Source organism: Caballeronia sp. LZ029, from assembly GCF_031451275.1.
In the GTDB taxonomy this organism is placed as follows: Bacteria; Pseudomonadota; Gammaproteobacteria; order Burkholderiales; family Burkholderiaceae; genus Caballeronia; species Caballeronia jiangsuensis.
In genome coordinates this window covers 558,501-577,288 of the sequence record NZ_JARUXO010000002.1, presented here as the reverse complement: position 1 = coordinate 577,288, position 18,788 = coordinate 558,501, and the positions used below count along the sequence as shown (strand labels likewise).

The window sequence follows — 18,788 nt, the reverse complement described above, 5'->3', positions numbered from 1 at the left end:
GCATCTCCTCCAGAACGGAGAATCACCGTGAGAACGAAGCTGGCAAGCATTGCTGTGTCACTCATCATGGGCGTTGTGGGCGCATCCGCGACTCCGCTTTCCTATGCTCAGGATACCGGTTCGACCGCCACTGACGCGACGCAAGCGGCACCCACGACGAAAGCGGAAAAGAAGGCCGCCCGCAAACAGGCGCGCGCCAAGAAGAACGCCGAGTTGAAGAAACTCGAAGACGCGGGCTACAACCCCGGCCGCGCGAACGATCCCAACTATCCCCAGGATTTGCAGAACGCTCAGAAGAAGGCGGGGATCGGGGCGGGCGCGAGCCAGTAGTTTCGCAGCCGAAGTCATCGCACAGGGCTTGAGCGCCATCACGGGACGCCGTGATGGTTGCGCACGTGCGTGCTAACTCGCCGGTATCTGAACAAAAAAATCCGTGCAATTAGGGTTCGGGCGGCTTGCGCGCGGAATTCTCTTATCCAACACTGCATTGCATTCCGATTAGCCAGATGTCTGTCCGATATACCGGACAACGAGCGATAACCCGATTTTCGATGCGGAACGAGTCTGGAACCGGTTCCGTCATTTCCTTCCTCAAGAACAGGACCTGCAAATGAAACTCTCGAACATAGGCGCCAGAACTGTCTCGCTGTTCGTCATCGCCGGGGCGCTGGCGCTGTCCGCGTGTACCAAGGTTTCCACGCCGGCCGAAGGCGGCGCGGCGGCAGGTTCCGGTTCGACGCTTCAGGCGGTGCTTCAGCGCGGGACCTTGCGCGTCGGCGACTGCCTGACCTTCGCGCCGTTCGGCTTCTACGACAAGGCCGGTCAGCCCGATGGCTACGACGTCGATCTCGCCAAGGAGCTCGCCAAACAGATGGGCGTCAAGCTCGAAGTGGTGAACACGACGAGCGCGAACCGGATTCCGAACCTGCAGACGAGCAAGGTCGATGTCGTGTTCTGCAACTTCACGCGCAATCTGGAACGCGCGAAGGTCATCGAATTCACGACGCCGTATGTCGTCGCGAGCGAAGCGCTGCTCGTGAAGAAGAGCAGCGGCATTCAGTCCGTGAAAGACATGGGCAATCGTACGATCGCGACCGTGAAAGGCTCGACCAACGGCGATGAAGTCCGCTCGCTGAACATTCCGATCAAGATCCAGGAATACGACAGCTCGCAGGCCGCGATTCTCGCCGTGAAGCAAGGTCAAGCCGACGCGATGATCGAGGACAACAACTTCCTCGCGTATCAGGCGACGCTCGACCCCGAACTGACCGTGACCAACGAAGCCCTCGTGCCGCTCGAATACAACGGCTTCGGCGTTAAGGCCGGCGATCAGGCGTGGCTCAATTACCTGAATCTGTTCCTCTTCAACATCAACGCGTCGAAGCTCAACGCGCAGCTCTACAAGAAGTGGTTCGGCGTCGATCCGCGTTATCCGCTCAACCCGCAGTTCTGAGGAAGGCGTGATGTCGATATCGCATGAAACCGGCACGATGCGGAGGCTGATATGAGTTACGAGTGGCTAACCTTGTGGGGCTATGTCCCCGAGTTCCTGAAAGCGGGCTGGCTGACGCTGCAAGTGACGCTTCTCGCGTTCGTGCTGGCGGTGTTGCTCGGTCTGCTGACGGCGCTGGCCAGCATGTCGCCGCTCGGCGTGATCCGGTTCATCGCCCGGGCTTACGTCGAGATCATCCGCAATACGCCGGTTCTCTTGCAGATATTCATCGTGTTCTTCGGCTTGCCGTCGGCGGGAATTTCGCTCGATGCGTACTGGGCCGGCGTGATCGCGCTGGGACTCAACGTCGGCGCTTATCTGTCGGAAGTGTTTCGCGCGGGCATTCAGTCGGTGCCGCGCGGGCAGCTCGAAGCCGCGGGCATTCTCGGTCTCGAACGCGGCCAGATTTTCACGGAGATCGTGTTGCCGCAGGCCGCGCGTGCGGTTTATCCGGCGATCGTCAATTACCTGATTCAACTGTTGCTCGGCACGTCGCTCTTGTCCGCGATCGCATTGCCCGAACTGACCGGCACCGCGACCGTGATCAACTCGCGCACGCTGCTCTATATCCAGACATTCGCGGTCGTGCTCGTCGCGTATCTGGTGCTGAGCAACGTGCTGTCGTGGATCGCGGGGCAGCTCGGCGCACGGATGTTTCATCCGCCGCTGATCGTCCGGCCGCGCGCGCGCTTCGGCGGTCTCGCGCTGCGCCGCGCCAACCGCGCCTGATCACCGAATCGGAGTTGGATCATGTCAATTGAATTGCTGAGAACCAGTCTGTCGATCCTGCTGCAAGGTCTCGTGACGACGCTGCTGCTGTCCATCGCGTCGATCGTCGGCGGCACGCTGATCGGCCTTATTGCCGCCGTATTGCGAACGTTTGGACCGTGGGGCACGGATCGCATCGCACGCCTCTATACCGAGCTGTTTCGCGGCACGCCCGTGCTGATCACGCTGATGTTCATCTACTTCGGCGTCTCTTACTTCGGCTATGCGATCGATGTATTCGCCGCCGGGGTGATCGGCCTCTCCGTGTATCAGGGCGCGTATATCGCCGAAGTGTTCCGTTCCGGGATCGAGTCGGTGGCGAAGGGCCAATGGGAAGTCTCGCAGATTCTCGGTCTGTCGCGCATGCAGGCGTTCGCGTTCGTCGTGCTGCCGCAGACCGGCAGGATCGTGTTGCCGCCGCTCATCGGCCAGTATCTTTCGCTCATCAAGGACACGTCGATCGTCAGCATGATCGGCATGTCGGAACTGATGCACGGCGGGCAGGCGATCGTCGATCGCATCGGCAAGCCGGTCGAGATATACGGACTCGTCGCACTCATCTATTTCGTCGTGTGCTTCCCGCTTTCGCAGTGGGTGCGCCACCATGACCGCAGGAGACTGTCGTGAGCAATCAAAGCCAGACCAAGCCCGTCATTTCGCTCTCGGGCGTCAGTAAAGCATTCGGCGCGACGCGCGTGCTCAACGAGATCAATCTCGAAGTGCGCGCGGGCGAAGTGCTCGTGCTGATCGGCGCGTCGGGTTCGGGCAAGAGCACGGTGCTGCGCATCATGGCGGGACTGGAAACGACGGATTCCGGCGAAGTCTGGGTCAACGACGTGCCGATGCACGACCCGAAGCGCGCACGCGACATTCGCGGTCACGTCGGCATGGTGTTCCAGCAGTTCAATCTGTTTCCGCACAAGACCGCGCTCGGCAATGTCACGCTCGCGCTGATCAAGGCGCGCAAGATGAATCCCGCCGATGCCCGCAAGCGCGCAATGGACGTGCTCGATCGCGTCGGCCTCGCGGATCGCGCCGATCATTACCCGAGCCAGTTGTCGGGCGGACAGCAGCAGCGCGTCGCGATTGCGCGGGCGCTCGCCGTCGAGCCGGGCATCATGTTCTTCGACGAAGCGACCTCGGCGCTCGATCCCGAACTCGTCGGCGAAGTCACCGAAGTGATGCGCGGACTCGCACGCGACGGCATGACGATGGTCGTCGTCACGCACGAAATGGGCTTCGCGCGCAAGACGGCGGATCGCGTCGTCTTCATGGACAAGGGCGTGATCGCGGAGCAGGGCGAGCCGGAGCAGATCTTCGTGAATCCATCGAACGAGCGCACCCGGCAGTTCCTGCATCGCGTGCTCGACCATTGACGCATACGGAGCGAATGCATGGCAGTTACAGAATCGTCGCGAGCGAGAGGCGTGGACCGGGTCATTGCGATGTTTCGGCAATTGCATCTCGCACAGCGCCCGATGACGATGCGCGAGTTGATCGAAGCGACCGGTGCGCCGCGTTCGAGCATCTACGAGCTGGTAGCGATACTCGCGGATGTCGGCTGGCTCGAAACCTCCGCCGATGGAAGCGTGTTCTTCGGACGCGAGATGCACTATTACGGCTCCGATTACGCCACGCACAACGACCTGATCAGCCGCGCGCATCAGTCGATTCTCGCGCTGGTGCGCAAGTACGACGAGACCACCCAGTTGTGCATGCTGGAGGGCAACAAGTACACCGTGGTGCTGTCCGAGAACAGCGCGCGCCCGTTCAACATCAGCTCGGACATCGGCGTGAGAGTGCCGATTCCGTGGACCGCGACCGGACGTCTGCTGCTCGGTCATATGAACGCCGGGGAAATCGGCGCATTGATTCCGCGCGAGGACTTCACGCTCGATAACGGCGTGCATATCGACTTCGATGAATTCATGCGCGATGTTCAGCGCGCGAAGGACTTGGGTTACTGCTGCACGGAAGGTTTGTCGAACGCGTTTCGCCTGTGCATGGCGGCGCCCGTGCGCGATCGCGCCGGCATGCCGATCGCGGCGCTGTGCTTCATGACCGGTCGCGATACCGATCCGCAACGGCGGCAGGCGATGCTCGACGATCTGTTGCAGTCCGCGAACGCGCTGTCGCAGCGATAGTGCATTTGCTTCCTATCGCAGCATTGCGTCGAAGAAGCGCACTACGTCGGCGTTGAAGCGTTCATGGAACGCCGACCGGTCGAAGCCTGGCGCGCTCGTGCAGATGGCGGGCGCTTGGCGCATCAGACGCGCGCTACAGGGCGGCAGGAAGTCGTAGTGTCCCGCGTCGGCGATGACGTGATACTCCGGCGCTTGCGGCAGGTTCGCGCGCACCGCTTCGTCATAGAAAGGGTTCGGCTGATGATGATCGTCGGCGGCTCGCCAGAGCTGGATCGGGATGCGCACGTCTTTCAGGCCCGCGGGCCCGAAAGTGAAGCCGAACGCCGGAGCCGCGATGACTGCCGCCTTGATGCGGGCGTCCGGCACCCAGGCGTCGGCGGGCACGTTCACGCCGACATCAGGATCGACGCCGGCATGCTGAAGCGCCCGGCATAAGTCGTGATCCGGATGCGCGCGGCAATACGGCGCGATCGCGGAGAGATTCGGCACGCCGCCAGCGGCCACGAGCACGGTGAAGCCACCGTTCGAGAAGCCGAATGCACCGATGCGCGCCGGATCGAGATGCTCGCGGCCGCGCCACTGTGCGAGCATGTAATCGATCAGGCGGCGAAGCTGGACCGGGCGACGCCATATCTCCAGCACATGCGTCTGGTCGTCGAACGTGTCGCCGGCGTGGCTCACCGCCGCTGCGACGAAACCCGCATGAGCCAGCGCGATGGCCGTATCGTGGTGGCTGTCATACGAGCCGCCGCCGCCGTGCGACATCACGATCAGCGATAAGCCATTGCCCGCGATCGTCCGCGCAGGGTCGCCCGAGGCCGGCGCATCAGTGGGATACCAGATGCCGACGAGCAGCGGCGGTTCCTCACCGTTGGCGATCCTGACTTCCTCGAAGCCGACATCGGCTGCGAAGGACGGCGCGGCAAGAAGCGCGAGAACGAGCGCGAACGCGGTGACGGCAGCGAATCTCATGACGGTCGGCTCCTCGTCCGTTCGCCGAAGGAATGGCTGATGTTAGAGCATTCACACGCCGACGAGGCCGCGTCGCCGAAGCGCTTTTGCGTCATGCCGGACTACGGACAGGTACTCGTAAACTCACGCTGTTACGATCGTGCCTCTTTCATCTCCAAGACAACGAACTCATGAAAAAGGCTGTTCTCGCCGTATTGGCCGCTGGCATGGCATTTTTTTCGGTCGCTCCGGCTTTCGCTGCTTCGCATCATCATGAACCGGTCTGCCACAAGGTGCGCGTGCATCATCACTGGGAACGCCACTGCAAGTAAGCGTGTTGCGCCGCTGAAAGCAAAGAGCCCCGTCGCGAATACTGACGGGGCTCTTTTTTTTCCGATGCGACGCTTCAGGAAACGCGCGCCACCGACACGGCCGCGCCCGACGACTCCCATCCCAAACCCAGACTCTTCTGTAGCGACACGAAATCCTTCAGCAATTCAGCCTGCGCGGCCACCACGTCCTGTTGCGCGGCGAACTGCGTGCGCTGCGCATCGAGCAGATCGATGAGCGTCGATACGCCCGCCGTGTAACGCTGCCGCACGAGCGTGGCCGAACGTTCCGCCGATGCCTGAACCTGCTGAAGCCGCACCACGTGCTCACGCTGATTGCCGTATCGCGACAGCGACGAATTGGCGTCCTTCAGCGCGCCGAGCACGGTCTTCTCATAGCGCGCTTCGGCTTCGTCGCGCGCGGCTTCGGCTGCATCGACATTGGCCGCCGTGCGCCCGAAGTCGAACAGATTCCATTGCAGATACGGCACGCCGACCCACGAGAAATTCTGCTTGCGCAGCAAATGACCCGGGTTCGACGCGGAAAAGCCGATATCGCCGAGCAAGGACACCTTCGGAAAATAATCCGCGACATGCTCGCCGATTTGCGCATTGCTCGATGCGAGACGCCGTTCGGCGGCGCGGATATCGGGGCGCTGTTGCAGCATCGTCGCCGGATCGCCGATCGGCACCGACGACGGCAACGCGGGCAGCGGCGCACGCGCGCCGAGTTCCGCGTCGAGCGCGCCGGGCGTGCGGCCGGTCAGCACGGCGAGTTGATCGAGCGAATCGGTGATCTGCACTTGCAGCGGCACGAGCGTTGCGCGCGTCGTATCGACCTGCGTGGTCAGGCGTTCGACATCGACTTCGGCCGCCGTGCCGCGCGCGCGGCGCTGCTCGGTGAGCGTGAGCATCTGCTGCTGATACTCGGCCGTGTGTTCGGCGAGCGCGAGCCGTTCCTGCTGATCGCGCAAGTCGATGTACACCGACGCCACTTCCGCCGCGAGCGACACGCGCGCGTCGGAAAGATCGGCGTCCACGGCGTCGGCTTCGTCCGATGCGGCTTCGATCGCGCGGCGCGTGCCGCCGAAGAGATCGATTTCCCACGAGGCGTCGAAGCCCACGGTATAGAAATCGACGGGACCGCGTCCGTTCGATGCCGGCGCGCCCTGATCGCCCGACGACGAGCCGAAGATCGACGTATCCGGCGAACGCGTGCGCAGCGCCGCCGCCGAAGCCGACACCTTGGGCAACTCATTGGCGCGCTGTCCGCTCAGTTGCGAGCGCGACTGACGCAGACGCGCGCGTGCCATCTTGAGGTCGGGATTGTGCGTGAACGCGGCATCGATCAACGTGTTCAGTTGATGATCGTCGAGCGCCTGCCACCATGTAGCGGGCGCGTGCGTCGCGACGACGCCCTGCGCCGGGGCGCGCACGAACGCGCCGCTCTTCGCGGCGTCGGGCGCGACTTCCGGCGCGCCGTGATAGTCGGGGCCGACCGTGCACGCGGCGAGCGCGAGCGCGGCCAACGGAAGCAGACAGGTGAAGCGGGAAGGAAACATCGTCGAAAGATTCATGACATCAGTGGCCGGCGGACGGCATCTCGCCGGCCTGCGCGCGCGGAGTCTTGAGTAGAAGCGCGAGCGGCAGACACGCGAGCAGCGCGATGGCCAGCACGTAAAAGGTTTCGGAGTAAGTCATGACGATGGCCTGCTGGCCGATCTGCATCGACAACTGGCCGAGCGCCTGCATCTTCGCGTGGGCGATGTCGCCGCCCTGTGCCGCGAAGTTGGCGGCGCTCGCCGCCATGCGCTCCTGACCGATCACGGAGTTGGCCGTCAGCGATTCGCGGATCGCCGCCGTATGAAAATTGTCGCGGCGATCGATCACGGTGCCGAGGATCGCGAGGCCCACCGAGCCGCCGAGATTGCGCGCCATGTTGTAGAGGCCGGCGGCATCGCCGGATTCCTCGCGCGACACCGCGGCCATCGACGCCTGATTGAGCGGCATCATCGCGAGCATCTGGCCGAAGCCGCGCAGGATTTGCGACCAGAAGAAATCGTGCCCGACGCTCTGCGCGGTGAGCGAGATATCGAGCAGGCAGCTCGCCGCGAAGAACAGCAGACCCGTGATGACGAGCACGCGAAAATCCACCTTGCCGAGCAGACGCGGCAGCACCGGCATGATGAGAAACGCGGGCACGCCCGACACGAGCATGATCGCGCCGGATTGCAACGCGTTGTAGCCCGCGACGATGCTCAGGAACTGCGGCAGCAAAAACGATACGCAATAAAGCCCCGCGCCCACCGCGAACACGATCAGGATCACGCTCGCATAGCGCGGATTGCGTAGCAGCGAGAGCCGCACGATCGGCTTCTTCGCGACGAACTGCGAGAGCGCGATGAGCAGAAAGCCGAACGCGGTGACGCAGGTGAGCATCACGATCTCGCCCGATTCGAACCATTGGTTACGCTGGCCTTCTTCCAGCACGACGGTGAGCGAACTCAGGCCGATCGCCAGTCCCGCGATGCCGATCCAGTCGGCTTTCAGAAACGCCTCCCAGTGCGACTTCTCGGCGGGCAGCCCGGTGACGAGCAGCGCGACGAGCGCGATGCCCACCGGCACGTTCACGAAGAAGCACCACGACCACGAGATATTCTCCGCGAGCCAGCCGCCGAGCACGGGGCCGAGCAGCGGCCCGAGCAGCACGATCAGACCGAAGATCGTCATGCCGACCGGCATCTGCTCGCGCGGCAGCCGCGTGCGGATGATGGTCTGCGCGGTCGGGATCATCGCGCCGCCGGTGAAGCCCTGGCCGATGCGGCCCGCGACCATCATCGGCAACGAGGTGGAGAGGCCGCACATCACCGAGAACAGCGTGAACAGCACCGCGTTGCCGAGCAGGAAATTGCGCAGGCCGAACACGCGCGTGAGCCATGCGGCGAGCGGGATCATCACGATTTCCGACATCAGGTAGCCGGTCGAGATCCAGGTGCCTTCGGTGCCGGTCGCGCCGATCTCGCCCTGGATCTGCGGCAGCGCGGAGTTGGTGATGGAGATATCGAGCGTGGCCATCAGCGCGCCGAGCGCGCCGGCCGTGACCGCGATCCAGTCGACGGCGCTCGCGCGTGCGTGCGCTTCAGTCATGGCGATTCTCGGCGGCGACGCGCTTGCTGTCGTCGGTGGCGGCTTTGGTATCGACATCGACCGTCACCGATAATCCCGGCAGCAGCACCTTGCGCGTTTCCGGACCGGTATCGACGCGAATGCGCACCGGCACGCGCTGCACGATCTTCGTGAAGTTGCCGGTCGCGTTCTCGGGCGGCAGGAGCGCGAACTGCGCGCCGGTGCCGGGCGCGAAGCTCTCGACGACGCCGTGCAGGTCCGTGCCCTTGAGCGCATCGACATGCAGCGTCGCCGGCTGGCCGATACGCATACGGCCCACTTGCGTTTCCTTGAAGTTCGCTTCGAGATACAGCGACTGGACCGGCACGACCGTCATCAGCCGCGTGCCGGGTTGCACGTACTGGCCGACGCGGATCGTGCGGTCGCCCACGCGGCCCGCGACCGGACTCACGAGCGTCGTGTCGTCGAGATCGAGCTTCGACTGGTTGAGCTGCGCCTGCGCCGCTTCCATCTGCGCGCGGGCCTGCGCGATCTGCGCTTCGGTCGCGCCGATCTGCATCGTGGCGGAGCGGGCGGCGGCGAGATTCGCGGCGAGCGTGGCGCGCGCCTGATCGCGCGTCGACACGAGGCTCGCGAGGCGCTCGGCGGTTTCCGCGCCGGTCGCGACGAGCGGACGATAGCGCGTCACGTCGTCCTCCGCGTGCGCGAGACTCACGCGCGACACGTCGGCCTGCGCCTTCGCCTGTTCGGCGTTCGCGTGCTGTTGCTTCAGCTCGGCCTCGGCGCGCTGGATATCGGCGGCGCGCGCGTCGAGCGTCGCTTTCGCCTGATCGAGCGATGCCTGATACTGCCGCGTATCGAGGCGCGCGAGCGGCGCGCCCGCCGCGACGGACTGATTGTCTTCGACCAGCACTTCCGTGATGTAGCCGCTCACCTTGGGCGCGATGGTCACGCTGTCGGCTTTGAGATAGGCGTCGTCGGTGGTTTCGACGAAGCGGCCGACAGTCCACCAGCGCAGGCCCCACGCAACGCCGACGACGACCGCGACGATGCCGATCGCGATCAGCACGCGCTTGCGTGATGTTTTGCCTTGGGCGGCGTCAGTGGGTTGGCCGCCGTGCGTGGGCGCTGTGACTGACATGATTTCTCCGGGATTGCTTGCGCTACCGCCTGCGTGCGGTAGTCTTCGATGAATACGAGACGGTGAGCGCGTTTGCTGCATGTTCGATACACGCGGCGCGCTCGCCAAACTAGACGATGGCGTCTAGTATGCACGAATCTAGACGATCGCGTCTAGTTTCGCCCGTGCCAGGAGAGACGATGAAGAAGCCTCGCACCGACAACGAAAGCGAGTTGCAAGATCAGGAGCGCGGCAGCACCGCGCGTTCGCCGCTACAGGCGCGCGGGCGGGCGCGCATCGAGGCCGTGCTCGACGCGACCGCTGAACTGATCGTGGAAAAGGGTCTTGAGGGCGTGACGATGCACGGCGTCGCCCGGCGCGCCCAGACGCCGATCGGCTCGATGTATCACTTCTTTCCGGATCGCGACAGCCTGCTCGCCGCGCTGTGGGATCGTCACGCGGCGGCGCTCGACGAACTCGAAGACGAGCTCGGACGGATCGATAGCGAGACGTGGCGGGGACTATCGGCGGAAGCGGTGATCGATCGCATCATGACGCCGCATATCGAATACTTCGAGCGCAAGACCGACTTTCTGATCCTGATGTCGGTCATGCCGCACGACGAAGCGAAAAAGAAGCGCAAGTCCGGCATGATGAGAAAGGTGATCGACGCACGCATGCCCGGCGTGAAAGCTTCCGAGCGCGAACTCTACGTGGAGATGCTCCATGCGCTCGCGGGCGGCGCGCTGGCCGTCAAGTTGCGTCCATCGATGGGCGACGTGCAGTTGGCGCGCCGCTATCTGCGCGAAGTCAAGCGGGCGCTGGCCGCGTATCTGGCGGCGGTGGAGGCGGCGGTTCTCAAGTGACGCCCGGATCGCACAAGGCTTCGGAATCCGAAGTAAATCAGACTTCCGCGTGCCTGCGAATCTGCCGCGTCATGAACTCGCTCGAATCGACATCTTCCGGAGACAGCGAACGGCCACACGCTTCACATGCAGGCGTGTTATCGGCGAAGAGGCGGTCGGCGCCTTGGTAGTGACCAGTGTCCGACAGGCCTTCCAGCGTCGCGCGATACCAGTGTGACTGTCCATCGTCGTAGATGCGTTCCACAATCGAGCCGCGATGCCCGCAAGGGCAATTCACGTGTGTGATGATGCCGACTTTCATGCGTGCCTCGATATCATTGGCGAAGCGTTGAAGTGCGCGATGCGCCCGGCAAGCGTGCTAATGGGACAAACGGACGCAACGCATGTACCTGACTTGATCGATTTGGCAGGCGATCGCATAACGAGTTCATTCCGCGTGCAAGGCGTGGCGAAAATAAGCGTCATCCGCTCAGTAGCGGGTCGAGTCGGGTGGAAAGGACTTTCGCGGCGCGCTTGCCTGTTTCGTCTTGAAGAGACGTCGGTGGCATCGGTTTAATTCGTCAAAATTTCGCTATACAAAATCCTCAAACCGCGTAGGATGGATGAATCCAGCGAGTGGCAATCAATTCGTAGCATCCGATAGCGCTCAAGCGCCGGCCCCGAACGGGATCAGCCTCAGATCGGAGACCGTGCAACGCGGTCGATCGTGTCACCTTGCCGATACTGCTCTACGCCCCCTTACTACACTGCCGCCTGTGCGCGGTCCGAGATCATTTGATGACAGTCGAAAACCGCCTATATCGTGGCCTGGAAATATGCCCGCTCGTCTTTTCGCATCGGCCGGCCGGCGCCAGTCACGCATACAGCCAGGACGATGGATTCGATGCTGCCGTGCGTATTCAGGAACCGTCGGCGGAAATGGGTATATCGCGCAGCCGCGTATTCAAGATCAGCGCGGGCGAGCCGTTTCAGAGCGCCGGCGACGCGCGTCGCGCATCGATCGCGTACGCCGAGCAGATGATCGACAAGTGCCCGCAGGCGCGGACGTTCCTTGACTAGCGCTGTGAGCACGCTTCGCAGCGCCGACGATGACCTGCCGTCGCAAACGGCAAGGGGAAGCATGATGCAAGCCGATACCCGCAACATTCGCATCGATCCGACGCCGCGCCGGGCCGACGGTGAATATATGGCGCATGCGCGCATCTGCGCCGACCGTGCGGACGGCAGCGTGATGGATGTCTTCGTCAGCGGCGATCTTGCCGGCTTCGACCGCCGTGACGATGCCGTCGCGTTCGCGGCGAACTGGGCGCGCCAGTGGCTTGAAGTGCGGTTCGGTTGAATCGACCTCGGTAGATTGACATGCCGTGATTTCGTCTGCGCAGGCCGCCGCGCCTCCTAACGTCTCACATTGGCAAAAGAAGCTGATTGTGGAGCGAGGATGGCCGGTTCCCGTCGAAAAGAAGCAACTGAAAGTCAGCAACCGGACGCGCAGAACGTTCGCGTCGTCACGGCGAAAAAGGGCAAGTCGGCCGTTGCGGACGCATCGCAACCGGACCGGCAGCGACGCGCCGACGAACAGCAGCGTGCGGTACGCGCGTTGATCCGTGTGGCCAGGGATCAAGGCTTCGTCACGCATGCGCAAATCAACGATCATCTGCCTGGCGATCTCGCGCAGCCTTCCGTGCTCGATGATGTTTCGCGCACGTTCCTCGAAATGGGCGTGGCGGTCTACGAACAGGTTCCCGACACCGAGACGCTGTTGCTCGACGACGCAGTCCCGGTCGTCGCGCTCGATGATCAGTCGGAAGAAGACGCCGAAGTCGCGCTCTCGACTGTCGATGCCGAATTCGGCCGCACCACCGATCCCGTGCGCATGTACATGCGCGAGATGGGCGCGAAGCAACTGCTGACGCGCGCGGCCGAAGTGAAAATCGCGCAGCGGATCGAAGCGAGCATCAACGAGATGATTCAGGCCATCGCGGCCTCTCCGCCCACCATCTCGATGATCCTCGCGAGCGCGCGGCAGGTCGCGGAGAACGAGCTTGGCATCGACGAACTGATCGACGGTATCGATGACAAGACGATGCCATCGGAGATCGATAAACCCGAGCGTGCCGACGAGGAACGCGATCCCGAAGCCGAGGACGAAGCGAACCGCTTGCGGCTGACGCAACTCAAGGACGACGCACTCGCGCTCTTTGCGGGGGTGGAAGAATGCGTCGAACAATTGCGCGAAGCGGGCACGACCAGCGTTCCGGGCGCTCACGACATCATTCGAAAAGAACTGGCGCGCGTGCGCTTCTCGACCCGCACGGTGGACCGCGCCTGCAACGATATCCAGCAGCGGCTGGTGCACGTGCGTCAGATCGAGCGGCGAATTTCCAGTATTGCCATCGACCGGTGCGGCATGCCGCGCGAGCAGTTCATCGCATCGTTTCCGGGTCACGAGACCGATCTCGACTGGACCGCGAAGACCGCCGCGACATCGCGCGACTATGGCGCAGCGCTGGAACGCAGCCTGCCCGCCATTCAGGCCGAGCAATCCCGTCTGATCGATCTCGAACGGCACGCCGCGATGCCGGTTCAGCGCCTGAAGCAAATCGGCCGGCAACTGCTCGCGGCCGAATCCCGCATGCGGCACGCGAAGAACGAGATGATCGAAGCCAATCTGCGCCTCGTGATCTCGATCGCCAAGAAATATGTGAATCGCGGCGTTCACTTTCTCGACCTCGTTCAAGAGGGCAACATCGGCTTGATGAAGGCCGTCGACAAGTTCGAATACAGGCGCGGCTGGAAATTCTCGACCTACGCGACGTGGTGGGTTCGTCAGGCGGTCACGCGCGCCGTCGCGGACCAGGCGCGCACGATTCGCGTCCCGGTGCATATGGTCGAGACAATCAACAAGCTCAACCGCATTTCAAGCGAGATTCTGCAGCAGACCGGCAAGCCCGCGCAGCCCGCGGTGCTGGCCGAGCGCATGGAGTTGCCCGAGGCGCGCATCGGCAGCATTCAGAAAATGGCGATGCGCCTGATCTCGCTCGAAACTCCAGCGAACGATGACGCCGATGCCACGCTCGGTGACCTGATCGAGGATTCGAACGCGGAATCGCCGCTCGATGCGGTCGTGCGCGCCAGCCTGCGCGTTGCCATCGACGATGCGTTGAGCGCGCTCACGCCGCGCGAAGCACGCGTTTTGCGCATGCGCTTCGGCATCGACATGCTCAGCGAATTCACGCTTGGCGAGCTAGGCACGCATCTGGGCGTGTCGCGCGAACGCATCCGGCAGATCGAAAGTCAGGCCATCCGCAAACTGATGCATCCGCGACGCGCGGATAAACTGCGCTCGTTTCTCGATCACTAGTCGAGTCGGTCTTCCGTGAGGCTCATGAGGACATCGGCGTACCAGGCGCTGTTGAGGCCGAGCGATTCGTCCACGTGCAGATCGCGCGTGGTCATGTCGATGGTCGATGAATGAATGCCGAGCAGCCGCCACGGAAGCGCGCACGACGCGCCGCTTTCATCGGCCGGATGGCGGCTTATCACGACGGGTGCGCCGCTCGTGCCGCGGTGCGTGCGCGCATCGGTGATGAAGCAGCCCTTGCCCTGAAACCGCAGTCCGAACGCCGACGCGATGATGCCTTGTCTCACCACCGGCAGATGATGCAGCGAGTCATGAAAGCCCAGCGGAAAGCCGACGATCAGCACGGAAGCGCCGATCGGCATGGCGTCGCTGGATGCGGGCAGATGTTCGGGACGAAACGCGGCGAACACGGCCGTGAGCGGCAACTGATGGCGGGGCACTTCGAGCACGGCGACATCGATCTCGCCGCCCGTATCCGATGCCTGACGCCACAGGCTCATGCCCGCGTCGTATAGCGGCAGCGACGCCCACGCCGACGCGCCCAGATTGTCACGATCCACGTGCAGCTCGATTTCGATGCGATCGGGGAAATGCTGGCTGGCCGCATCGACCAGCACATGACGGCTCGTGACGAGAAAGAGGCGCTCTCCGCGCGCGAAGAAAAAGCCGCTCGCGTTGGTGAGATGACGTGCTTGCACGAACGTGCGCACCCGCACGGCCGTGAGCAAGAGGGCTTCGACCGTGGGCTTGCGCGCGGCGTCGGGCTCGTCGGGCAAATTCGGATTGGTGTTGTTTCTTGCGAGGAAGATTCGCAACGCGTCGTGCTGCGGATATTGATCTTGCAGGCTGTTTTCCGACAGGAACTCCGCGACAGGCTTGTCCGAAACAGAACCGCCGGACGCCGCGTTTGGCACGTGCCGGACAACGGCATTCGCGCCGTCGCAGAGGAGCCATCTGTCACCGTTCGAGCTGCGATAGAACTCGGTCGTATGCATTGCCGTGGTGTCCTGGTGACGCGAAATTTTGCAGCGTCACCGTTGTCCACGCGACCGCTTAAAAACATGCGTCGCTTCAGGCGCGGCGGTCGCCGGGAAGATGCGGATCGAATACCGCCTCGAGCATAAATTGACGATACGCACCTCGCCCGAAGCGGTCAAGGCATTTCGGGCAACGTGAAGGAGACGGGTCGCGATGCGCTTGCGCCTCGGTCATGCACTATCCGCGGGTGTCGATCCAGTCCTTCGCCCAGCGATGCGCGTAAGCGATGGCCTCGACTTCTTTCGAGAAATAGCCGACGGAATAAAAGGTGTACTGCGATTCGGAAGAACGAATATTTTTACGGTCTACAGACACGTTTGCCGAAAACGTCCGGTCCGGCAGGCGGTGTGCGGTCGCTTGTACCGCATAACCGTGATAACTCTGAATGGATGCCATTAGATTTTATATTTTTTGGGCGCTGATACTTACGTTCAAACGCAACGAATGAGAAAAGAGTGCGCGCGATATATCACCGAGCGATGTCGGGACGTGCGGCAATGAAGAGGGTGAGGGAGGGAAGCGGAAAAACCAGAGGGGAACGGGATCCGCACAACGGACCCCGTGACGCTGCGATTAGAGCGGCTTGATGTTCGAGGCTTGCATGCCCTTCGGGCCGCGCTTCGTTTCGAAGCTCACCTTCTGACCTTCGACCAGGGTCTTGAAACCGTCGGCGCGAATTTCGGAGAAGTGCGCGAACAGATCATCGCCGCCGTTATCCGGGGTAATGAAGCCGAAGCCCTTGGTGTCGTTGAACCATTTAACGATGCCGTTATCCATGAAAAATCCTTGAGAATCTGATGTGGGTGTTGAACGAGAGAAGCATCAAGGAGGGAGTGGACAACGAATTCCGGCACTAAAACGGACTATTGATGAGCAGCAGTCGACTTCTTGAACTTCGGCTGCAATCATACCAAACCCATGTGAAATGGTCAACTATTAGTCGATTTCAGTGCGGATACGTGACGGGAAGGCGCTCCGGCCACGCCCCTCGGCGGCGCGGCGCTTCCTCATCCGACAATTCGGATAATTAATGATTGACGTCCGCACGCAGCCAGGCAGAAGCTTGCGGAAATAATTCGTAATGGAGAGCCTCCGGTCTGAATACGCGCTGAAAATATATTTCCTTCCGCCATGCGCAAGCCTGCATGGTCTCGAAAAACGGAGAAGAGAATGAGAAGGATACGAGGGCTGGTTCTGGCGATATCTTCAGGAGTATTGATTACCGGATGCGGCGGCGACGCCGGCTCCGATGCAGCGGTCACGAACGGAAAGAGCGCAACTGGCCAGCCAGCGGCGCAGCAGGAAGCGGCAACCAAGGGTTACGCGTTGTCGACGGTCATCTGGGACCGCGTTCCCATCGGCGTTTGCTGGAACATGAACAACGCCGATTTCGCGCGATACTCCGCGGAACGGAACTGGAGCCGCCTCGCGGTTCAGGAAACCTGGGAGCAGAATTCGGGCGTGCGGTTCACTGGATGGCGGCAATGCACGAACGATCCGAACTACTACGGCGTGCGGATAACCGTCGAGGACATTGCGGCGAGCGGACCGCATACCGTCGGCCTGGGCGCGATGCTGAACAACGTCGCAGGCGGAATGGCGCTCGATTTCACCTTCAGGAACTGGAGCCCGAGTTGCCAGGGACGTGAGGAATATTGCATCCGCCGCGTTGCCGCGCATGAATTCGGCCACGCGCTGGGCTTCGCGCACGAGCAGAACCGGCCCGACACGCCATCGACATGCATCGAGCCCGCGCAAGGCACCTCGGGCGATACGATGATCGGCAGTTGGGATCTCGCATCGATCATGAACTACTGCAATCCGAACTGGAACGGTGACGGCAAGCTGAGCGCCACCGACATCGAAATGGTGCAGAAGTACTACGGACCTCCCCGGGTCAGCGAAACCGTGTACACGTTGACGCGCGCCCAGGCTCCGGCTCAGGTCACCGCGTACGATTTCGCGTCGCGCACAGCGAAGGCATCGATCGATCTTTCATTGACGGGCGACTACAAGCAGGTCGATCGAATGTTCGCCAGCGTCGACGGGAAGCGGCTGCACGTGCTACTGGAGAGAAGTCCGACATCGCTCGATCTCGCCACGATCGATACCGCGACCAACAAGGTGCTGCACGTCACGCCTATCGGGCCGCTGCTGACGACTTCCACGGGTTATAGCTTCCAGCCCGCGTTGGATGGCAAGCAGGTCTATCTGTCGAACAAGAACGTGATCAGCGTCATCGATACCGACTCGGGGGCGCTGCTCAGAAAGATGGTGCTGCCCGAGGATTACAGCGTCATCAAGCTGGTAACGGCGAAGAATGACGATCAATACCTCTTCGCGCTTGCGAACGCGCCGGGGACGAAGCTGGAAGTTCTTCGCATCGAGGCGGCCAGCGGGTTTATCGTGGGCGGCTATCCGGCGGGTTCGGCGTCGAGCACGATGAACGATGAATTCACCGTGACCGCCGATGCGAAAAAGGCCTATTTCGTGAGCTTCACGTCGTTTGCAGGCGAGGGCAGCCTGACGGAAATGGATCTGGAGAGCGGCATCTGGCGCGTGCTGACCGATCTGCCGGAAAAGAAACCGAAATTCCTCACGGCAATCGGTAACGGGCAGATTCTTTTCGCCGATGACAATGCGACGAGCCCGAGCGCGATCATCCTCTATGACGTGACGAGCAGAGCGAAGACGACGTTGCTGACATCGCCAAGCCTTGTGGGATACATGCAATTCGATCCGACGTCCGGGTCCGTACTCCTGGAACGGAGTGACACGTGGTCCGTCAATCAGTTGAAGCAGCGTTCGGACGGAAAATATCGGAGCACCGACCTCGGGCTGCGGTCGTTCACCAGCGGTACGGTGTCGAGCGGCGTTGCGCCCTTCGTGGTGGTGACGCGCTGAGAAACGGTTCGCGATTCGTAGGACTTAAAGGAGGATTCCGCACCACCGCTCACACGGTGAGGAAAACACGAATGCTCACTTGACGACAGCCGAAAGTGCCGTATGATGGGTCTCTATATTGCGGTGCAGCAAAATCGCGACCGGTCATAAATACAGCTTTTTCTACGAAGCTGAACTCAGGAGCAACAATGTTTCCTTCTTCTTTCGCGAATCAAACGTTTGTCTACCCGGCAGCAAGCCTTCAGGTCCTCGTGAATGTTGCAAAGCGGTATGCGAGCGGCCTTCAGCAACTTGCTGAACTGAACGTGCAGACGGCCAAGACCGTCTTCGAAGAGAGCACGGCCGTTGCCAAGGCCGGCCCGCAGGCAAAGCCGGCCGACTTTCTGAGCTGGCAATCGACGCTGCTGGCCGAGACGCCCGAAAAGGCGGCTGCTTATACGAGGCATTTCTGGCAGATCGTTCGTGCGACGCAGACGGACATTCTCAACGAAGCGCGCGGCCCGATCGAGCAGTTCGGCTTCGGACTGAAGAAGGCGACCGAATCTGCTTCGCAAGAGGCTGTCGGACTGCTGTCGAGCGCTGCCGACGCATCGACCGATCTCGCGGATGCAGGCGTCGAAGCGATCGAGTCATCCGAGAAGGCCGTGCGTGCTGCCAAGGCCGACGCAAAGCGCTAATCCGTGCCGTCA

General features: G+C 62.2%; 21 protein-coding genes. 12 read left to right on the top strand and 9 right to left on the bottom strand.

The features are described 5' to 3' along the window. Positions 1–66: 66 nt before the first annotated feature. From QCE73_RS17450 to QCE73_RS17425, 6 genes are all read left to right on the top strand, one after another. Positions 67–330: a DUF4148 domain-containing protein gene (locus QCE73_RS17450; RefSeq protein WP_309883145.1), complete on the top strand. Its 264-nt coding sequence runs from the start codon at positions 67–69 to the stop codon at positions 328–330. 280 nt (positions 331–610) lie between these two features. Further along, positions 611–1,453 (top strand): transporter substrate-binding domain-containing protein, encoded by an 843-nt coding sequence (locus QCE73_RS17445; protein WP_035499109.1) that lies wholly within the window; start codon positions 611–613, stop codon positions 1,451–1,453. Between the two features lie 51 nt (positions 1,454–1,504). Then, the gene (locus QCE73_RS17440) at positions 1,505–2,221 is read left to right on the top strand and encodes an amino acid ABC transporter permease (protein WP_035499107.1); all 717 of its coding nucleotides are present in this window, start codon (positions 1,505–1,507) and stop codon (positions 2,219–2,221) included. Between the two features lie 21 nt (positions 2,222–2,242). After that, on the top strand, positions 2,243–2,887 hold the full coding sequence (locus QCE73_RS17435; protein WP_187609235.1) for an amino acid ABC transporter permease: 645 nt from the start codon (positions 2,243–2,245) through the stop codon (positions 2,885–2,887). Further along, a complete protein-coding gene (locus QCE73_RS17430; protein WP_035499103.1) occupies positions 2,884–3,636 on the top strand; it encodes an amino acid ABC transporter ATP-binding protein in 753 nt (250 codons plus the stop codon). The genes QCE73_RS17435 and QCE73_RS17430 overlap by 4 nt, the downstream gene beginning before the upstream one ends. Positions 3,637–3,654: 18 nt before the next feature. Beyond that, positions 3,655–4,404 carry an IclR family transcriptional regulator gene (locus tag QCE73_RS17425; protein ID WP_035499101.1) on the top strand — a complete coding sequence of 250 codons (750 nt, stop codon included), beginning with the start codon at positions 3,655–3,657 and terminating at the stop codon, positions 4,402–4,404. A gap of 12 nt (positions 4,405–4,416) precedes the next feature. On the opposite strand, the gene QCE73_RS17420 is transcribed toward QCE73_RS17425, so the two are convergent. From QCE73_RS17420 to QCE73_RS17405, 4 genes are all read right to left on the bottom strand, one after another. Continuing rightward, on the bottom strand, positions 4,417–5,376 hold the full coding sequence (locus tag QCE73_RS17420) for a dienelactone hydrolase family protein (RefSeq protein ID WP_309882601.1): 960 nt from the start codon (positions 5,374–5,376) through the stop codon (positions 4,417–4,419). Positions 5,377–5,761: 385 nt separating this feature from the next. Continuing rightward, entirely contained in the window at positions 5,762–7,261 is a 1,500-nt protein-coding gene (locus tag QCE73_RS17415; protein ID WP_404989781.1) for an efflux transporter outer membrane subunit, read from the bottom strand. Between the two features lie 4 nt (positions 7,262–7,265). After that, positions 7,266–8,831 carry an MDR family MFS transporter gene (locus QCE73_RS17410; protein WP_309882600.1) on the bottom strand — a complete coding sequence of 522 codons (1,566 nt, stop codon included), beginning with the start codon at positions 8,829–8,831 and terminating at the stop codon, positions 7,266–7,268. Beyond that, the gene (locus tag QCE73_RS17405; RefSeq protein ID WP_035499094.1) at positions 8,824–9,951 is read right to left on the bottom strand and encodes an HlyD family secretion protein; all 1,128 of its coding nucleotides are present in this window, start codon (positions 9,949–9,951) and stop codon (positions 8,824–8,826) included. Before QCE73_RS17405 ends, QCE73_RS17410 begins: the two co-directional genes overlap by 8 nt. 179 nt (positions 9,952–10,130) lie before the next feature. Here QCE73_RS17405 and QCE73_RS17400 point away from each other — a divergent pair, with 179 nt between their 5' ends. After that, positions 10,131–10,796, top strand: coding sequence for a TetR family transcriptional regulator (locus tag QCE73_RS17400; RefSeq protein WP_309882598.1), 666 nt, complete (start codon positions 10,131–10,133; stop codon positions 10,794–10,796). A gap of 37 nt (positions 10,797–10,833) precedes the next feature. On the opposite strand, the gene QCE73_RS17395 is transcribed toward QCE73_RS17400, so the two are convergent. Further along, on the bottom strand, positions 10,834–11,097 hold the full coding sequence (locus tag QCE73_RS17395) for a hypothetical protein (protein WP_309882596.1): 264 nt from the start codon (positions 11,095–11,097) through the stop codon (positions 10,834–10,836). A 476-nt stretch (positions 11,098–11,573) separates the two neighbouring features. On the opposite strand from QCE73_RS17395, the gene QCE73_RS17390 reads away from it, so the two are divergent. The 3 genes from QCE73_RS17390 (at position 11,574) to rpoD (ending at position 14,157) form a co-directional block, all read left to right on the top strand. Continuing rightward, the gene (locus tag QCE73_RS17390; RefSeq protein WP_035499091.1) at positions 11,574–11,855 is read left to right on the top strand and encodes a hypothetical protein; all 282 of its coding nucleotides are present in this window, start codon (positions 11,574–11,576) and stop codon (positions 11,853–11,855) included. Between the two features lie 64 nt (positions 11,856–11,919). After that, positions 11,920–12,135 (top strand): hypothetical protein, encoded by a 216-nt coding sequence (locus QCE73_RS17385; RefSeq protein WP_035499201.1) that lies wholly within the window; start codon positions 11,920–11,922, stop codon positions 12,133–12,135. A 99-nt stretch (positions 12,136–12,234) separates the two neighbouring features. After that, entirely contained in the window at positions 12,235–14,157 is a 1,923-nt protein-coding gene (gene rpoD / locus QCE73_RS17380; protein WP_309882593.1) for an RNA polymerase sigma factor RpoD, read from the top strand. On the opposite strand, the gene QCE73_RS17375 is transcribed toward rpoD, so the two are convergent. From QCE73_RS17375 to QCE73_RS17360, 4 genes are all read right to left on the bottom strand, one after another. After that, entirely contained in the window at positions 14,154–15,152 is a 999-nt protein-coding gene (locus tag QCE73_RS17375; protein WP_309882591.1) for a serine protease, read from the bottom strand. The genes rpoD and QCE73_RS17375 overlap by 4 nt on opposite strands. 76 nt (positions 15,153–15,228) lie before the next feature. Next, positions 15,229–15,369 (bottom strand): hypothetical protein, encoded by a 141-nt coding sequence (locus QCE73_RS17370; RefSeq protein ID WP_309882589.1) that lies wholly within the window; start codon positions 15,367–15,369, stop codon positions 15,229–15,231. A 3-nt stretch (positions 15,370–15,372) separates the two neighbouring features. After that, the gene (locus QCE73_RS17365) at positions 15,373–15,591 is read right to left on the bottom strand and encodes a hypothetical protein (RefSeq protein ID WP_035499089.1); all 219 of its coding nucleotides are present in this window, start codon (positions 15,589–15,591) and stop codon (positions 15,373–15,375) included. A 177-nt stretch (positions 15,592–15,768) separates the two neighbouring features. Next, positions 15,769–15,972, bottom strand: coding sequence for a cold-shock protein (locus QCE73_RS17360; RefSeq protein ID WP_035499088.1), 204 nt, complete (start codon positions 15,970–15,972; stop codon positions 15,769–15,771). A 393-nt stretch (positions 15,973–16,365) separates the two neighbouring features. Here QCE73_RS17360 and QCE73_RS17355 point away from each other — a divergent pair, with 393 nt between their 5' ends. Together QCE73_RS17355 and phaP are read left to right on the top strand one after the other, a co-directional pair. Beyond that, positions 16,366–18,099, top strand: a complete 1,734-nt coding sequence (locus tag QCE73_RS17355) for a M57 family metalloprotease (RefSeq protein WP_309882587.1) — start codon at positions 16,366–16,368, stop codon at positions 18,097–18,099. A 95-nt stretch (positions 18,100–18,194) separates the two neighbouring features. Continuing rightward, entirely contained in the window at positions 18,195–18,776 is a 582-nt protein-coding gene (phaP, locus tag QCE73_RS17350) for a TIGR01841 family phasin (RefSeq protein WP_309882586.1), read from the top strand. Positions 18,777–18,788 lie beyond the last annotated feature (12 nt).

Bases quoted from the DNA above. Each gene is read 5' to 3' on its own strand.
- QCE73_RS17450 (WP_309883145.1), top strand. From the start codon at position 67: ATGGGCGTTGTGGGCGCATCCGCGACTCCGCTTTCCTATGCTCAGGAT.
- QCE73_RS17445 (WP_035499109.1), top strand. From the start codon at position 611: ATGAAACTCTCGAACATAGGCGCCAGAACTGTCTCGCTGTTCGTCATC.
- QCE73_RS17440 (WP_035499107.1), top strand. From the start codon at position 1,505: ATGAGTTACGAGTGGCTAACCTTGTGGGGCTATGTCCCCGAGTTCCTG.
- QCE73_RS17435 (WP_187609235.1), top strand. From the start codon at position 2,243: ATGTCAATTGAATTGCTGAGAACCAGTCTGTCGATCCTGCTGCAAGGT.
- QCE73_RS17425 (WP_035499101.1), top strand. From the start codon at position 3,655: ATGGCAGTTACAGAATCGTCGCGAGCGAGAGGCGTGGACCGGGTCATT.
- QCE73_RS17420 (WP_309882601.1), bottom strand. From the start codon at position 5,376: ATGAGATTCGCTGCCGTCACCGCGTTCGCGCTCGTTCTCGCGCTTCTT.
- QCE73_RS17415 (WP_404989781.1), bottom strand. From the start codon at position 7,261: ATGAATCTTTCGACGATGTTTCCTTCCCGCTTCACCTGTCTGCTTCCG.
- QCE73_RS17410 (WP_309882600.1), bottom strand. From the start codon at position 8,831: ATGACTGAAGCGCACGCACGCGCGAGCGCCGTCGACTGGATCGCGGTC.
- QCE73_RS17405 (WP_035499094.1), bottom strand. From the start codon at position 9,951: ATGTCAGTCACAGCGCCCACGCACGGCGGCCAACCCACTGACGCCGCC.
- QCE73_RS17400 (WP_309882598.1), top strand. From the start codon at position 10,131: ATGAAGAAGCCTCGCACCGACAACGAAAGCGAGTTGCAAGATCAGGAG.
- QCE73_RS17395 (WP_309882596.1), bottom strand. From the start codon at position 11,097: ATGAAAGTCGGCATCATCACACACGTGAATTGCCCTTGCGGGCATCGC.
- QCE73_RS17390 (WP_035499091.1), top strand. From the start codon at position 11,574: ATGACAGTCGAAAACCGCCTATATCGTGGCCTGGAAATATGCCCGCTC.
- QCE73_RS17385 (WP_035499201.1), top strand. From the start codon at position 11,920: ATGCAAGCCGATACCCGCAACATTCGCATCGATCCGACGCCGCGCCGG.
- rpoD (WP_309882593.1), top strand. From the start codon at position 12,235: ATGGCCGGTTCCCGTCGAAAAGAAGCAACTGAAAGTCAGCAACCGGAC.
- QCE73_RS17375 (WP_309882591.1), bottom strand. From the start codon at position 15,152: ATGCATACGACCGAGTTCTATCGCAGCTCGAACGGTGACAGATGGCTC.
- QCE73_RS17370 (WP_309882589.1), bottom strand. From the start codon at position 15,369: ATGACCGAGGCGCAAGCGCATCGCGACCCGTCTCCTTCACGTTGCCCG.
- QCE73_RS17365 (WP_035499089.1), bottom strand. From the start codon at position 15,591: ATGGCATCCATTCAGAGTTATCACGGTTATGCGGTACAAGCGACCGCA.
- QCE73_RS17360 (WP_035499088.1), bottom strand. From the start codon at position 15,972: ATGGATAACGGCATCGTTAAATGGTTCAACGACACCAAGGGCTTCGGC.
- QCE73_RS17355 (WP_309882587.1), top strand. From the start codon at position 16,366: ATGAGAAGGATACGAGGGCTGGTTCTGGCGATATCTTCAGGAGTATTG.